Below are 15029 nucleotides of genomic sequence, written 5' to 3'. Positions count from 1 at the left end.
GGCGGCGCCGCGGGAGCATTGCTTGCCAAGGCGGACGCGCCCGCGCCGCCACCGAAGGTGAGCACCAATCCAAGTGTCGCGGCGCCCCCGATGAGCGCCAGTGCTTTTCGAGCTTTTGTCATGCCCGGTCGCATACCCCTTATTCCTATGGGCAATCAGGGGTTCGGCGAGTTAGCTGAGGGCGGGCAGCACCTTCTCGGTGAGCAACTGGACCGACTTCCAGGCCTCGTCCACCGGCATGCCACCAACCAGGGGGTGCAGCACGAGCGGGCCGTAATCGTCGGCGTCACGCACCTCCGCGATCAACTCGTCGGGGGTAAGGAAGCGGTACCGTCCCGACGCCCTGACCTCGTCCAGCGTCTGCACCCCGGGCAAATGCATGAGCGACCGCTGATCGGTCGACCAACCGCCGTAAGTGACTGCCTCCCAAAGGATGTGGTCACCGAGCTCCGCCCACGCGCGGTCGGGGTCCTCGTGCAGGAAGATCATCCCGCGGTTCACCGGGCCCGGCATGAGGATGAGCGGCGTCATGCCGGCCTCGGCACACAGCTCACGGTAGTAGGCGGCGATGTCGGGCAGGTGATCCGCCAGGCTGAGCGGCAGCCGGAAGCGGGCCGCCCGTCGCGCCGTGGCGCGCGCGCCGCCACCGACATACAGCGGTGGATGCGGTCGGGTCCAGGTGCCGGTGCAGATTCCCGCGTCGGCATCGGGGCCCGACCACACCGACAGCATCCGTTCGAGCAGGCTGTCCATCAGCGCGCCTCGGCGCGCGAAATCGGTCCTCATGACGTCATATTCGACCGTACGATAGCCGAGGCCCACCGTGGTGTGTAGGCGGCCGCGGCTCATGTTGTCGACCAGCGCGATGTCCTCAGCGAGCCGGACCGGATTCCACAGCGGGCCCAGCGCGCAATCCACGCTGGCGATCAGCGTCGAGGTCCGGGCCAAGAACATCGCGGCCGCCATGATGGGGTTGCAGCTCCAGCCGTGTCCGGTCGCGTGATGCTCGTCGACGCTGATCGAGGTGATGCCGTGCGCCTCGCCCCACTGCGCCAATTCGAGGGCGGCCGACAACAGCCTGCTCTGCGTGCGGGGTTCGCCGTGCGGGGAGGCGAAGTTGAAGCGCAGCACCGTTAGCAACACGTCACGCCTCCTGTGGGGCGGCCATCGACTGCAGGAAGGCGGGGAAGTCCGGGAACAGCGCCCGATCGACGATCTCGATGCGCGCCCCCGAAGAGTCTGTGTAGTAAGCGAATAGCCCGAGTTCGGATCCGGGCACGTCCGCCGTCATCTCGAGGGCGAAGCCGTTGGCCTCGAGCGCTTGGGCGCTCGCGGCGAGGTCGTCACTGAAATAGCCGAGGTGGTGAACCGCGTTGCCCGGCGCGGCCATCCATGGGGTCCCGGGCACCTCTTGCACCAATTCCAGGTGTGGGCTCTGCAGTGAGTAAACGATTGTGGACGTCAACTCGCGGACGCCGGTCGGCGTGCGGAACGGCAGGGTGTAGGTCATCGGGGCGATCCAGCGGTAGCCGGCCAGCGCGCTGAGCCGGGCCATGGCGGCGTCGAGGTCGGGGACGATGACGCCGGTGTGGTAGAAATCCTCGGGGCGCAGGGCACTTGTCATGTGTCTCCTCGGTTTTCAGACGCAGTCTGAGGCGGCGTCGACGACGAACACCGCGCCGCTGGTGTAGCTGCTCTGCTCGGTGCACAAGAAGGCGATGGTCGGGGCGATCTCGCCGACGGAACCGAAGCGGCGCAACGGGATGTGCGCCAGCTCGGACTCCACCAGTTCGGCCGAGCCCTGCATCGGTGCGGTCATCGGGGTGTCGATGGCGCCGGGCGCCACCGCGTTCACCCGAATCCCCTTACCGGCCCATTTGACCGCGAGGTTCCTGGTGACGCAGACGATCCCGGCCTTCGCCGCGCCGTATCCCGGCACCAAGGGGACGGCCCGCAGCGCCGACATCGACGCCAGGTTCACCACGCTGGCGCCGCCGTCCGCCGTCGACGCCTTCAACGCGCGGTAGAGCCCGAGCGTCAACCGGTACGGTCCGGTGAGGTTCAGCGCGACCGATGCCTCGAATCCGTCCGGCTTCGATTCGTCAAGGCCGCCGGGGAAATTGGCACCGGCGTTGTTGACCAGCACGTCGAGGCTGGTGAACTTCCGCGCCAGCGCGTCCACCGAATCGGGGTCGCTGATCTGCAGCTGGTGATACTCCATGCCGGACAGATCGGCCTGGTAGTCGGCGGCCGCCGGTCTCGTTCCGGTGACCGCGACGTGGGCCCCGGCGTCGCGGAACAAGACGGCGGTCGCGTGCCCGATCCCACTGGTGCCGCCGGTGATCAGCGCCGTGGTGCCGGTGAAGTCGAAGCTGACCCGTGCCGTCATGAGTTCCTCGCTATCTGATTCTTCAGCCAGGCGGTCTCCCAGAAGTTCGTGCTGGCGGCCAACAGTTCTCCGTGTGCCTCGCGTAGCACCGCCCGAGCCCCGGCATGGTCGGACGGAAGGAGCTCGCCAAGATGGATGGCTTGCAGCGGGCGACCGGCGGCAAGGTGTTCCCGCGCCCGGCCCACCAAAGCGTCGGCCCCGGCGAGCTCGACCACGTCTGCCGCGACGGCGTCGAACCCGACCGGATAGAGCTCGGTGGTCGACTCGTGGTGAAACCAGCCGGAGTAGTTTTCCCAGACGGCCCGCACGTCCCAGGCCACCTTCCCATAGCCTTGTCCCACTTCGTATTCCGCGGGTAGCGTGATCTCCCGCATCAGGGTTCGCACGTCCTTGCCCGCGTTCATCCCCTCGACCGTCTGGTCGTGGACGTACCGAATCGCGTCGCGCAGCCGGGTCAGCTCGGCATGAATGCGCTCGGAGCCCGCTATCGGTTCGAAATGACCAGTCACCAGGAGTTCGGGCCGCAGGTCACGCACCCTCTCCACCGAGGAGATGGCGGTAAGGGCGTCGCGATACCGGTCGCCGCGAATAGTGACCAGGTTGGGAATGTGTCCGAACAGCGGACCGAAGACATTCCCGCATAGGCAAATCCGCTCGTCCGGCAGCCACACCACCAGGGAGTCGGTGGTTTCGCCGCCGGGCACGGCGATCAGGTCCAACCGCCGGCCGCCGACCTCTAGTGTCAGGGTGTCCTCGAAATCGAGGTCCACGACGGGAACGCTCTGGCCGGCCAACCGGGTGCTACCCAACCGCCGTTGAATGGCTTGGATGCCGGTGGCCAGGGTCTCTTTGAACGCGAACGCGCTGCGACTGGCGCGATACGGAATGAGTCGTTCGTTGTCGTCTCGCCAGAGCGTCCAATTCGCCTGGGCGACGACGGTCGTCCCCGGGTCGCGGACGCTGTCCAAACCGCCGACGTGGTCGACGTGTCCTTGCGTGAGCACGATGTAGCGCACCGGCGAGGGATCGACGGCGTCGAAGTTCGCGCGGTGCACCGGGCCCTCGAAACCCATGCCGGTGTTGACGATCACCCGGCCGTCACGCGTGGTGAGTAGGTAGGAGTTCGAGAGCCCCGGTGAGCACCACAGCCCGGGCGCGACCTCTTCCGCCCGTTCGGCGGAAGCGGGCCGCATGGCGTCGGCGCCGGGCCGGCTGCGGTAGATCGGATCGGAACTCATCGCTGTCGTTGCCTTCCAGCTAGGTCTCGGCCTGGACGTCGAACTTGTCGAAGTAGAAGTCGAAGCGCCCGCGCAACTCGTCGGGCGTGACGCCGAAGTGGCGGTGCAGGTGGTAGCGGATGCGGCCGTGTTTGCCCCGCGGGTTGCCGTCCAGATACTTCTCGAAGCGAGCCCGCACCTTCGGTGTCAGTTCGACGCCGCCGCAGCGATAAAGGCTTTCGAGGACCGGCATCTCGTTGCCGTTCAGTTGATGGAAACTGATGTCGATGCTGCGTTCGGCCGGCACCAGGTCGCGGTCGCGCACGCACGCGCTGAGCAGTCGGTGCACCCGGTCGCTCCAATAGTCCACCAGCCAGTCCGGCTCGATGCTGGTTCGGCGCAGTCGATCGGAGTAGGCCATCATCGTGATCGCCGACTGGATCACCGCCACGGGATCGCGGTGCGTGAAGGCCACGGTCGCGTCGGGAAACGTCGCCATGAGCGGGCCGAGCTGTTCACAGTGCTGCGGACTCTTCAGGATCCAGGTCCGCGGGCCCCGCAGAAAGGTCAAGGCCTGCAGCACCTTCCGTAGGTATGCGTAGTGCCGGCTCTGGTCGAGGCCCAGGTAGTAATCGCGCCAGTCCGGCACGCGTGCATGCCATTCCAGGACGTAGGCGGCCAGATCGAGGTCGAGGAGCTCGACCTCTTCCTCGATCGCCTCGGGGAATCGGTCGTGCATGGCGGCGACCAACGGCGCGCTGGCCATCAGCGCGTCGTGCTCGGATTTGGCTCGCGCGTAACGCGGGTCGACGCCGGAGATGTCGGGGCCCTGCCCGGGGGCGGGAATGGGTTCTTGGCTCTCCCAGTACGGCAACGCCCGACGGCGCGGGTCGGCGGCAATGAGATTCACCAAATGCGTGGTGCCCGACCGGGGCATTCCGACGACGATGAACGGCTTCTCGATCGGGATGGCTTCGATTTCCGGGTAGCGCTTGAGGAGTTCGGTCAGCGACAACCGGTTGCGCAGCAGACGCACGACTCGTTGCCGCAGCGAGGACCGTGTCAGCTGTCGCAGGCCCTCGTCGCCGTCGATCGCGGCGACGTGAGCGGCGAGCCGACCGGCGAAGCCGTCGACGTCGTCGAGGTCGGCTCCCCGCTCCAGCCCGGCCTGCTCGACCGCCTCCGCAAGCATCCGGTCGATGTCGAGGTCGACCACTTTGGCCTCGGTGAAGTCCAGAATCTGACGTTGGACGTCGGTCAGCTTGGGCGCGGTGAGGTCATCGAAGTCGATGTCATCAACGGCAGAGCCCACCGGATCCTCTTTTCGACGTGTCGCCGAAGAGAAATATGACACAGAGCCGGGGCGTCGATCCCCCGTGGCCCCTAGAGATTCGCCAAGTCGTCGGGCACGTCGACCTTGTGTTCCTCCAGCGTCTCCAGAGGCACCACCTCGAGCGTGCGCTCGTGCGTGGAGGCCAGCACCACCGGCGCGGCGCAGCCATCCTGGTGCGCCCGAAGCCAGTTCAGCGCCGTCACGCACCAGCGGTCACCGGGCAGCAGGCCGGGGAATCGGTATTCGGGGACCGGAGTCAGCAAGTCGTTGCCGATGGAACGCTGGTGCTCGAGGAATTCGGCGGTCATGACCGCGCAGATCGTGTGCCGGCCGATGTCCTCGGGCCCCGTCGAGCAACAGCCGTCACGGTAGTAACCGGTCAGTGGTTCCGTGCCGCACGATTCCAGCGGACCGCCTAGCACGTTTCGATCGGGCACGGTTTCAGTATCGCGCTCTCGAGGGTGAAGTTTGAAGTAACTTTGCCGTCTCCGCCGGCGCGAATTTGCCGGCGCCGGCCTCGGTGGTTATCCGGCCATCCGGTAGGTCGCCAGCGGGCGCACCGCAAGCACGCTGCCCGCCGCTGCGGCGTCGACCTCCGAATACATCCGGGCGATGTCGACCACCGCCGTGCCCATCCGAACCAGCTCTTCTTGCGCCGCCGTGTTCAGTGCCAGGAAGGCGGAGGCTTCGGCGGCGAAGGCGAGGGCCGCCTGCGCGGACACCTCGTCGGCCCCGGCCGGCAGCAAAGCGGTGGTCGCCGGCGATGCGGCGGCACCGGCCTGCAGGCGTTGAGCGGCGCCGCGGACCACATCCGTCCCGATTCCGGCGGCGGCCGCATCGAATGACAGTGCCTGCACGGATCGCTCCTCACCGAGTCGTGATGATGTCGTGATGCGATAGTAGCAATAGGAAACTATTGGCGTCTACAAATCTTTGCCTGAGAAAGAGTTAAGGGCTTCCGAGGTGGACGCGGTGCCGGTGCCGGGGTTAACTCGGGCCAATGTCGACGCCGGACCCGCAGGGAAACCCGTCCGATGAGCCACCCTGGGGCCGGCGGCCGCCCGGGCCTCCGCCGCCGGGCTTTCCGCCGCCCGCGCAGCCATACCCTGGTTATCCGCCGTATCCCGGCTATGCCGGTCACGGCGATTCCCACGCGCCCTACGGCCGCGACCCGGTCACCGGACTACCGCTGTCGGACAAGTCGGCCTCGACCGCCGGCTTGCTGCAGCTGTTCTTCGGGCTGTTCGGCGCCGGCCGCTTCTACCTCGACTCGACTCGAATCGCCGTCGCGCAACTCTGTCTCGGCATCTTCGGCACGGTGTTCACGCTCTTCTGCTTTCTGGGCTTTCCCGTCCTGCTCGCGAGCGTCATCTGGGCCATCGTCGACGCGATCATGATGTTCACCGGCAGCGTCAAGGACAGTTACGGCCGCAAGTTGCGCTAGCCCGCGGGTAGGGCCAACGAGCGCCAGGTGACGGGGCGATAACAATTCCCCCGTCAAGCCGGCGCGACGCGCTGGGCAAATCCCGGGGAAATCGCCGGGAAAATTTATCGTCACATCGTGCAACGACGAACGGCCCTCAAGCTGCCGGTTTTGCTGGCAGCAGGCACCGCGCTCGCCCGGGTGCCACGCGCCTCGGCGGAGGAAGCGGGCCGATGGCCCGCCGAACGCGCCAACCGTTGGTATCAGGCGCAGGGCTTCCTGGTCGGATCCAACTACATCACCTCCAACGCGATCAACCAGCTGGAAATGTTCCAGCCCGACACCTTCGATCCGCGCCGGATCGACGCCGAACTCGGCTGGGCCAGGTTCTATGGGCACAACACCGCCCGGGTGTTCCTGCACGATCAGCTTTGGGCTCAGGATCAACGGGGTTTTCAGACGCGGCTGGCTCAGTTCGTCGACATCGCCGCGCGGCATCGCATCAAGCCGCTGTTCGTCTTCTTCGATTCGTGTTGGGATCCGGCGCCGAAGGCGGGGCGGCAGCGCGCGCCGGCCCCCGGCGTGCACAACTCAGGCTGGGTGCAGAGCCCCGGCGCCGAACGCCTTGGCGATCCCCGCTATGCGGCTGTCATGCGCGACTACGTCACCGGGGTGTTGACGCAGTTCCGCACCGACGACCGCGTCCTGGGGTGGGACCTCTGGAACGAGCCCGACAACCCGGCGAAGGTGTACCGAAGCACCGAGCGCAGCGACAAGGAACAGCTCGTCGGGAACCTGCTCCCCCAGGTGTTCCGATGGGCGCGCGCCGTCGACCCCAGCCAGCCGCTCACCAGCGGCGTGTGGCGCGGCGACTGGGGACAACCCCAGGGGCGCAGCGCCATCAGCGACATCCAGCTGGCCAACGCGGACGTGGTCACGTTCCATTCCTATGCCGAACCCGCGGGCTTCGAGTCCCGGATCGGCGAGCTCGCCCCGCTGGGGAGGCCCATCCTCTGCACCGAGTACATGGCCAGGCCGCGGGGTAGCACCGTGGAAGGAATCCTGCCAATTGCCAAGCGCCACAACGTCGGCGCCATCAACTGGGGTCTGGTCGCCGGGAAGACCCAGACCTACTTCCCGTGGGAATCGTGGGATCACCCGTACACCGCGATTCCGAAGGTCTGGTTTCACGACCTGCTCCGCCCCGACGGCCGGCCCTTCCAGGACACCGAAGCGCTGACGACACGAAAGCTCGCCGGGACGCAGGCTTAGATCAACCTCGGCTCGACCGGGCGGGCGAATTCGCCGTCGACCGGCCCTGATGCGGCGGTACGCTTGCTTCGCAGAGGGGGCCGGCGATGTTCTTGTTGTCAAGCGGCCAGTGACCGTGCGATGGCGCTGGCGAATCTGAGCGAAGCGGAGCTGATCGGGGCGGCGGGCGGTGACCCCTGGGCGGTCAACCAGAGCCTGCAGGCGGGCAGCCCGTTCCAGATCTCGCGGCTGGCGGAGGCGTTTCATAACGCCGGCCGACACTCTGCCGAAGCCGACCACGCATTCGAGCAAGCCAGAAAGCGCTTCGAGGCGTCGTGGAATCACGAGAACGGCGACAATCCGATCAACGACTCCTCCGAAGTTCAGCGGGTAACAAAATCGCTTGGCGCGCAATCCGAGCAATTGCCCAAGATCGGCGCCGACCTGGAAAATATCGCCGCCGCGCTGGCCGACGCGCAGAAGCAGGGCTCCGCAGAAATCGCCAGCCTGGACCATCATTTGCAGTTTCTCGACAAGCTGATCGGCGCGGCGAAGGAGGATCTGAAGCTGGACCTGCCCGAGCAGGAACGCAACAAACTGCTGAAATTGATCGAAGGTGCCCACGCCGACGCCGTCGACGACGTCCGCGATGCCATCAAACAGATGGAATCAATCCGCAACGCCTACTCCGACACCCTGCACAAAGCGCTCGGTTCATTGCACACCGAAGGCTACGACCCGCCCCCTGCCATCGACGACATAGTGGAACGCCCCTTGCGAGGCGAGGTCAGAGATCTGGGCCCGATCGCCGGGACCGGAGGCATTCCCGGGATCCCGGGGATCGGGGCCGCGGACCTCGGCGAGATCGTCGAAGTGCCCGGGCAACCGGGAAGATTCCTTGCGATCTTCGGGGATTCGTTCTCAGGCAACAAAGTTGGCGAAGGTGATCATTATCGATCGGTGGCCGTGCCGGTGACTTTCGACGCCGACGGACGCCCGCACTTCGGAGCGCCGTTGACCGGAGCGAAGGACAGCGGTCACGAGCTATTCACGATGCCGGCCGAAGCGGTCAAAGCCGGCATCGACGACACGCTTCCCGCAGGAACGATCACCCTGGGCGACAAGACGTACATGATGGTTACGGGCACCAAGGGAAACCTCCAGCCCGCAGGTTCGTGGCTAGTCGAGGTCAACGGCGACCCCGGCAAGGGATGGACCATGGTGCCGGGTTCTTTCCGGGCCGCGGGAGACGCGCCCACTCAGGTCAGCGGATACAAGGGCTCTGACGGCAAGGTGTACATCGCGGCCGACTCCTTCGACCGCAGCCGAGGTGTCACGATGTATCAAGCAGACCCGGATAAGGTGTTCGATCGCAACAGTTGGCGACCGTGGACCGGGAACGCCTGGGGACAGGCAGGGCAACAGGCCACGCCGGTGACGACAGACCGTTACGGCGAGCTCAGTTTTCGGGAGATCGGTGGCAAGCCGGTCTTGTCGGGATTCAATGTCGACGCCCAAGGCGGGCGCATGGAAGTACGGGTCGGACCCAATCCGACCGGCGTTTTCGGCAACGTGCCGACCACTGTCGTCGCGCAGAACGGCGACCCGGGCGCACCAAAGTTTCTGCCCCAGCCCTACGGGGGATACATTGTGCCCGGCTCAACGTTGGATGACTTGAAACTGCTTGTCAGTCAGTGGAATACGGGCACGGAAGCGAATGGTGTGCCGATCGGAACGCCCTATCAAACTCGAGAATTTCAAGTCAACCCCTTCCAATGACCCGTTGAACCAGCAGAGTCGAGGAACGAAATGACAACAACGACACTCACCGGCATGAGCGCACTTGTGGGCGCCGCTCTGGCAGGTACATGTGTCGCACACGCCGACGCGCTCAGCTTCCCCGACTTGAGCGGATACGCTCCCGCCAACGTCAAGGATTACGAGGTCTTGGTGCCAAACCCGGGACGGCAGCCCGAACCGACGGTGTACTTTCTCACGCCTGATGGCATCGTCTGCAAGTTCACGCTCGACCAGGCGTCGTGTAGCGGAAATAACTTGCCGGCCATACCGCCCGCGGCGTCAAACCCGGCGGCGGGAATCAGTGGCGTCAACTGGATAGGAACCACTAGCGGGCTTAACCAGACGAGTGGCGGGGAACCGTCACGTATCGTGGCCGGCCAGTCCGTCAAAACGCTTCCGCCAGCTCACTCTCTCACGGTCAATGGCTTCGTTTGCGGTGTCGACGATTCAGGCATGACCGCATGCAAAGACCCGCAGGGGCGTGGCTTTGTCCTGTCGCCGCACGGCTCCGGTTGGCTGCCGCATGTGTGAAATCGGCTCGCTCACGCAGCCTTGACCCTGCGTACCGTCTCGGCGAGAAGCTCGTCGAGGGCGCTCAGCGGCAAAGGCGGTGTGTCCCCCTTGAACAGCCATCCGCCATCGCTCGAGCTGCTGACGACGATCAGTCCTCGCACCTGGGTGACCCTCAGCGCCTCGACGCCTTCACCACACACTCCATGGCCGCGGACATCAACTACCCGCATCCACCGGTGTGTCAACCGCACCGTGTCCTCACCTTCGGCGACAGCCGAATCCGTCTCGAGGGTCTGGCGGTTTTCGCGGTCCCCACAGAGTGCCGGCTTGTCCGCTAAATGCGCAGTGCACGTAGCGATTTCACGCCGGAGATCGGTGAGGAAATCGTCGCCGGCATGCGCGCGGCCGATCATCACTTTGGGACGGGGCGGTTTCCCGGGCTTGTCCCACTTCGACTGGTCGAAGTCCTGCCAGCCGACCAGGGGATCGTAGCGCGGGGCGGGAACCGAGCCACCGGACGGGCAGAGCGACCACGATGCGCCGCCCGGGCCGCTGGTGAGGGCGCCGTTGTCAGCAGAGGCGGTCTCGATGTCGGTGTTAACCGCCAGCGCTGGAAGTAGCGTCGAGATCTGGGCTTGGCTCCAGTTGGCGAGCATCGGCGGCAGCGCCGAGCGCGGCCGAGATCGCCCTACCGCGCCGATCAACTCCGAAAGAAGCTGATTGCGCGAGGCCGCCGACGGATCGGGCGTGCGATACCACGCCTGCACCGTCACCCGGCTGGGCAGCACGGTCGCTGCCATATTGACGACGTTGGGCCACTGGGGTCCGGTGTCGCCTGATTGATACTGCGCCAGCGTTTGGCTGGATTCGCCGACCAGCCAACCCTGGACGCCGCCGTTGTCCATCGGGTGCGCAACCGCCCACATGGGGCACCGATGCGACCATGCCGCCATCTCGCTGCTGACGTCATCGCCCTCGCCCGCAGCGGTGAACCGGACCCGGACGGAATCGCCGCCGTTCGCCGGGAATCGATTGCTCGGAACGTGACCGTTGGCGTCCGTGGCGGGGCTGTATTCCACATCCAGTTCCGGTTTGTCGGTCGCGCCGAACCGTGGCAGACGTTGGCAGTCTGCAGGCGTGGACTCGCGTCCGCCGAAGGGAGGCTCGGACCCGAAGCCCGCTTGGGGCGCATAGACGCTGACGCGGTTGAAGAGGTCGTCTTGAAAATCAGCCAGCCCGGGTATGCAGCGCGCCAACCGATCCGGCGCGCAGTCCCCGCCTTCCGTCGGTGCGGCTGTGAGCGTCGGCCGACTCGAGGCCGAATCGTGCTTGTGGGTGGTGCAGGCACTCGACACCGCCAGGAGCGCCGCGACCACGCCGAGCCCGGCGGCTGCACGAATGAAACCCCGAAGAACCGGCCGCACGCGCCGACTTTACGTCACCGGTCTGCTCAAGACGGTCTCCCGCGCGTGCTTCCGGACGAAAGCCCGGCACACGCGCGCGGCGGCCCTCCCCCGCCTTAGCGGGTGCAGGTCTTTGGCGGTGGCGGAGGGATTTGAACCCTCGGACGGTGTTAGCCGTCACACGCTTTCGAGGCGTGCTCCTTAGGCCGCTCGGACACGCCACCGCGGAGCAGCTTACCGAACCGTCGGCCCGTTACCCCAATCGCTGGCGGGCGAAGAAAGCCTCCAGCGGTGCGGCGCACTCTTCGGCGAGCACGCCGCCGCGCACTTCCGGCCGATGATTGAGCCGCCGATCGCGGACCACGTCCCACAGCGATCCGACCGCGCCCGTCTTGGGTTCCCACGCGCCGAACACCAGCCGGCCGACGCGGGCCAGGACCAGCGCTCCGGCGCACATGGTGCACGGCTCGACGGTGACCGCCAGCGTGGCGCCCTCCAGCCGCCAGCCGTCACCCGCCGCGCCGGCCGCCGCGCGCAGCGCCAGGATCTCCGCGTGCGCGGTGGGATCGCCAAGGGCCTCGCGGGCATTGACCGCGCGGGCCAGTTCGATCCCGTCAGCGCCGACGACCACCGCGCCGATGGGGACGTCGCGGGGGCCCGCAGTCGCGGCGACCGCCAACGCGGCACGGATCAGATCTTCGTCGGCGATCACCGACCGATGCGGTCGATCACGGCCGACAGCTGGTCGGCGAAGCCCATCTCCCGGGCGATGCGGCCGAGCTGCTCGTCCGCGTACAGGTCGGCCTCGTCGAGGATGACGCCCAGCACCGCCTCCGGCAGCCCGATGTCGGAAAGCAACCCCAGGTCGCCCTCCTCGAACGGGTCGGAATCCTCCAGGTCTTCGGGGTCGATGTCGGCGTCCAGCTTGTCGAGCACTTCGGCGGCGATGTCGTAGTCCAGTGCGGCGGTGGCGTCCGACAGCAGCAGCCGGGTCCCCGACGGCGCGGGGCGCACGATCACGAAGAACTCGTCATCCACGTCGAGGAGGCCGAACACCGCGCCGGCGCTGCGCAATTCCCGCAGCTCCGTCTCGGCGGCCTTGAGGCTCATCAAGGATTTACGGGCCATCGGAGAACACCGCCACTGGCCCTCTTCGCGTACGACCGCTACGCCGAAACCGTCCGGCGTGTCGGCGGACAGGCCCTGGGCTGGGGCCCGTTGTGCTCCCATGGCCGCTTACGGTAGTCGCAGACCAGGCCCCCTGACCAGACGGAGCGCGACGAAGGCGGGGGCGCGGCGACATCTGGACGCACCGCCGCCGCCGGATTGTGCCAACCTTGGTCTGTGGCTAGCCCTGTTTCTCAAACGCCGGTCTGCGTGCTCGGGCTGGGGCTGATCGGAGGCTCGATCATGCGGGCCGCCACGGCGGCGGGCCGGGAAGTCTTCGGCTACAACCGGTCGGTGGAGGGCGCGAAGGTGGCCGCCGCCGACGGTTTCGACGCCACCACCGATCTCACGGCGACGCTGACCCGCGCCGCGGACACCGGCGCGCTGATCGTCCTGGCGGTGCCCATGCCGGCGCTGGCCGGCATGCTCTCCCACATCGGCGAACTGGCCCCGGCCTGCCCGTTGACCGACGTCACCAGCGTGAAGGGGGCGGTGCTCGACGAGGTCGTCGCCGCCGGTCTTCAGGAACGTTTCGTCGGGGGCCACCCGATGGCGGGTACCGCCCACTCGGGTTGGGCCGCCGGCCACCCCGGCCTGTTCACCCGGGCGCCGTGGGTAATCAGCGTGGACGACCACGTCGACCCCGTTGTGTGGTCGATGGTGATGACGCTGGCGCTGGATTGCGGCGCGGTGGTGGTGCCGGCCAGGTCCGACGACCACGACGCCGCAGCGGCCGCCATCTCGCACCTGCCGCACCTGCTCGCCGAGGCCCTCGCGGTCATCGCCGGGGAGGTGCCGCTGGCGTTCGCGCTGGCCGCCGGGTCGTTCCGCGACGGGACGCGGGTCGCGGCAACCGCCCCCGACCTGGTGCGGGCGATGTGCGAGGGGAACACCGACCAGCTCATACCGGCTGCCGACCGGGTCATCGAGCTCCTGAGCCGGGCCCGCGAGTCGCTGGCCGCGAACAATACGGTGGCCGAACTCGTCGAGGCCGGCCACGCCGCCCGGACGCGTTACGACAGCTTCCCGCGTTCGGACATCTTCCACGTCATCATCGGCGCCGAGAACTGGCGCGAGGAATTGGCCGCCGCCGGCCGGGCGGGCGGGGTGATCAGATCCGCTCTGCCAAGCCTGGATAGTCGACGATGAACCCCTCTTCGTCGACACTGACGACGGTGTCGGCGACCGGGGAGCGCAGCTTGATGCCTTCTGTGCCGCCGGAGCTCGTGTAGCTCACGATGTCCGGCGTGATGGACATGTCGGGCAGGTTGACGTAGACCACCGGCAGCGTCACCGAGTCCGCCTGTTCATGCAAGCCGCGCCGCCGGATGGGCAACGCGTTGAAGAACGGGCTGAACACCACGTCGCAGTCGAGGGCGCCGTTGTACGCCGCGCGGTGCTCGCCCTGATGGTCGGTGACCAGCCACATGTTCTCTTCGTCGCGGGCGATGGACAACACCCGTTCGCGTTCGGCCAGCGTGACCGTCATGCCGAGGCGCTTGGTGGCGCCGGTCTCGTCGGTCTGCAGGTCGTAGTACGCGCCGAACGCCGGGTTGGTTTCGGTGGCGGCCGCGACGATGCGGCCATTGGCCTTGATCCTCTTGCCGGACACCTGGATTCGTACCGATTCCATCCGCGATACGTCCTGTGCACGCCAAGTGAGCATCGCCTGCCACACGCGCCGAGTCGAATCAGAGGAATCTGCGTTCACTCACCTACCGTAAATCGTGCCCGCGATGCGCGAGGGAAGTGTCCGATAAGTGTGGCGCAGTCGACCGGTGCCCGGCATCGAGACCCACACCGCCAACGCCAGCAGCCCGTCGAGCGCGAGCGCCAAGGCGGCCACCATTAAGGCACCGACCAGGGCGAGGTGGAACTCGCGCTCCTTGATTCCGTCGATGAGGTAGCGGCCGAGCCCGCCGAGGCTGGCGTAGGCCGCAACCGTCGCGGTCGCGACCACCTGCAGCGTCGCGTTGCGCAACCCGCCCAGGATCAACGGCAGCGCGTTGCGCGCCTCCACCCACAGCACCCGGGCCTCCGTCATGCCCATCGCGCGCGCGGCGTCGACCACGGTCGGCTCGACGTTGGCGATGCCCGCATAGGTGCCGGCCAGCAGCGCCGGCACCCCCAGCAGCATCAGCGCGACCAGGGGCGGCCCGAGGCCCAGCCCGAACAGCAGCGTGCCGAGCAAGAGCACACCGAGGGTCGGCAGTGCGCGGAGCCCGTTGACCGCACCGACCACCAGCAGGGTGCCCCGACCGGTGTGCCCGATGACGAGCCCGACGGGGACGGCGATCAGGGCCGAGGCGCCGACCGCGACGGCGGTCGGTGGTCGCCCCGATCGTGGGGGGCGCGCGATGAACTTCGTGGCGCGGGCCGTCTCCTTTCTGCTGACCGCCGACAACTGGACGGGTCCGGTCGGGCTCGCGGCGCGCATCCTGGAGCATCTGGAGTACACCGCCGTCGCGGTCGGCGCCTCGGCCCTGATCGCCGTCCCCGTCGGGCTCGTCATCGGGCACACCGGTCGGGGCAC

The 15029-nt window shown here is 67.2% G+C and carries 16 protein-coding genes, 1 tRNA gene and 2 pseudogenes; 6 read left to right on the top strand and 13 right to left on the bottom strand.

All coding sequences use genetic code 11. The features are described from left to right. Positions 1–171: 171 nt before the first annotated feature. From A5701_RS03975 to A5701_RS03945, 7 genes are all read right to left on the bottom strand, one after another. Positions 172–1143, bottom strand: coding sequence for an LLM class flavin-dependent oxidoreductase (locus tag A5701_RS03975; protein ID WP_067748817.1), 972 nt, complete (start codon positions 1141–1143; stop codon positions 172–174). Between the two features lies 1 nt (position 1144). Then, positions 1145–1624: a VOC family protein gene (locus tag A5701_RS03970; protein WP_067748814.1), complete on the bottom strand. Its 480-nt coding sequence runs from the start codon at positions 1622–1624 to the stop codon at positions 1145–1147. A gap of 15 nt (positions 1625–1639) precedes the next feature. Continuing rightward, on the bottom strand, positions 1640–2389 hold the full coding sequence (locus tag A5701_RS03965; RefSeq protein WP_067748811.1) for an SDR family NAD(P)-dependent oxidoreductase: 750 nt from the start codon (positions 2387–2389) through the stop codon (positions 1640–1642). Continuing rightward, positions 2386–3627 carry an MBL fold metallo-hydrolase gene (locus tag A5701_RS03960; RefSeq protein WP_067748808.1) on the bottom strand — a complete coding sequence of 414 codons (1242 nt, stop codon included), beginning with the start codon at positions 3625–3627 and terminating at the stop codon, positions 2386–2388. The genes A5701_RS03965 and A5701_RS03960 overlap by 4 nt, the downstream gene beginning before the upstream one ends. Positions 3628–3646: 19 nt before the next feature. After that, on the bottom strand, positions 3647–4918 hold the full coding sequence (locus A5701_RS03955) for a sulfotransferase (RefSeq protein WP_067748805.1): 1272 nt from the start codon (positions 4916–4918) through the stop codon (positions 3647–3649). A 71-nt stretch (positions 4919–4989) separates the two neighbouring features. Next, positions 4990–5376 carry a DUF2237 family protein gene (locus tag A5701_RS03950; protein WP_067748802.1) on the bottom strand — a complete coding sequence of 129 codons (387 nt, stop codon included), beginning with the start codon at positions 5374–5376 and terminating at the stop codon, positions 4990–4992. An 87-nt stretch (positions 5377–5463) separates the two neighbouring features. Then, positions 5464–5796, bottom strand: a complete 333-nt coding sequence (locus A5701_RS03945; protein WP_067748799.1) for a PE domain-containing protein — start codon at positions 5794–5796, stop codon at positions 5464–5466. 143 nt (positions 5797–5939) lie between these two features. On the opposite strand from A5701_RS03945, the gene A5701_RS03940 reads away from it, so the two are divergent. The 4 genes from A5701_RS03940 to A5701_RS27215 all read left to right on the top strand — a co-directional run bounded on the left by A5701_RS03940 (position 5940) and on the right by A5701_RS27215 (position 9944). Next, on the top strand, positions 5940–6383 hold the full coding sequence (locus A5701_RS03940; RefSeq protein WP_067748796.1) for a TM2 domain-containing protein: 444 nt from the start codon (positions 5940–5942) through the stop codon (positions 6381–6383). Between the two features lie 117 nt (positions 6384–6500). Next, on the top strand, positions 6501–7634 hold the full coding sequence (locus tag A5701_RS03935; RefSeq protein ID WP_067748793.1) for a 1,4-beta-xylanase: 1134 nt from the start codon (positions 6501–6503) through the stop codon (positions 7632–7634). A 120-nt stretch (positions 7635–7754) separates the two neighbouring features. After that, positions 7755–9392, top strand: coding sequence for a DUF4185 domain-containing protein (locus A5701_RS03930; RefSeq protein ID WP_067748789.1), 1638 nt, complete (start codon positions 7755–7757; stop codon positions 9390–9392). Between the two features lie 54 nt (positions 9393–9446). Further along, the gene (locus tag A5701_RS27215) at positions 9447–9944 is read left to right on the top strand and encodes a hypothetical protein (RefSeq protein WP_082950102.1); all 498 of its coding nucleotides are present in this window, start codon (positions 9447–9449) and stop codon (positions 9942–9944) included. An 11-nt stretch (positions 9945–9955) separates the two neighbouring features. Here the strand turns inward: A5701_RS27215 and A5701_RS28730 are convergent, their stop codons facing one another. The 4 genes from A5701_RS28730 to A5701_RS03910 form a co-directional block, all read right to left on the bottom strand. Then, positions 9956–11350, bottom strand: a complete 1395-nt coding sequence (locus tag A5701_RS28730) for a hypothetical protein (RefSeq protein WP_231972761.1) — start codon at positions 11348–11350, stop codon at positions 9956–9958. Positions 11351–11463: 113 nt separating this feature from the next. Beyond that, a tRNA-Ser gene (locus tag A5701_RS03920) sits at positions 11464–11553 on the bottom strand. 29 nt (positions 11554–11582) lie between these two features. Beyond that, positions 11583–12041, bottom strand: a complete 459-nt coding sequence (locus tag A5701_RS03915; protein ID WP_067748786.1) for a nucleoside deaminase — start codon at positions 12039–12041, stop codon at positions 11583–11585. Beyond that, entirely contained in the window at positions 12038–12559 is a 522-nt protein-coding gene (locus A5701_RS03910; protein WP_067748783.1) for a tRNA adenosine deaminase-associated protein, read from the bottom strand. Before A5701_RS03910 ends, A5701_RS03915 begins: the two co-directional genes overlap by 4 nt. Positions 12560–12706: 147 nt before the next feature. Here A5701_RS03910 and A5701_RS03905 point away from each other — a divergent pair, with 147 nt between their 5' ends. Then, positions 12707–13645 carry a prephenate dehydrogenase gene (locus tag A5701_RS03905; RefSeq protein ID WP_067748776.1) on the top strand — a complete coding sequence of 313 codons (939 nt, stop codon included), beginning with the start codon at positions 12707–12709 and terminating at the stop codon, positions 13643–13645. On the opposite strand, the gene A5701_RS03900 is transcribed toward A5701_RS03905, so the two are convergent. Together A5701_RS03900 and A5701_RS03895 are read right to left on the bottom strand one after the other, a co-directional pair. Beyond that, positions 13608–14207, bottom strand: coding sequence for a putative glycolipid-binding domain-containing protein (locus A5701_RS03900; protein ID WP_067748773.1), 600 nt, complete (start codon positions 14205–14207; stop codon positions 13608–13610). The two genes, A5701_RS03905 and A5701_RS03900, sit on opposite strands and share 38 nt — an antisense overlap. Further along, positions 14208–14822: pseudogene (locus tag A5701_RS03895) on the bottom strand (ABC transporter permease); the annotation flags it as partial. It lies immediately after the preceding gene. Between the two features lie 31 nt (positions 14823–14853). On the opposite strand from A5701_RS03895, the pseudogene A5701_RS03890 reads away from it, so the two are divergent. Next, positions 14854–15029, top strand: a pseudogene (locus tag A5701_RS03890) (ABC transporter permease); the annotation flags it as partial.

The sequence above is a fragment of the Mycobacterium sp. E3305 genome (assembly GCF_001666785.1).
Classification (GTDB): Bacteria; Actinomycetota; Actinomycetes; order Mycobacteriales; family Mycobacteriaceae; genus Mycobacterium.
Note: the sequence above shows the minus strand (reverse complement) of the source record. Positions and strands in the feature narration are given on the sequence as shown.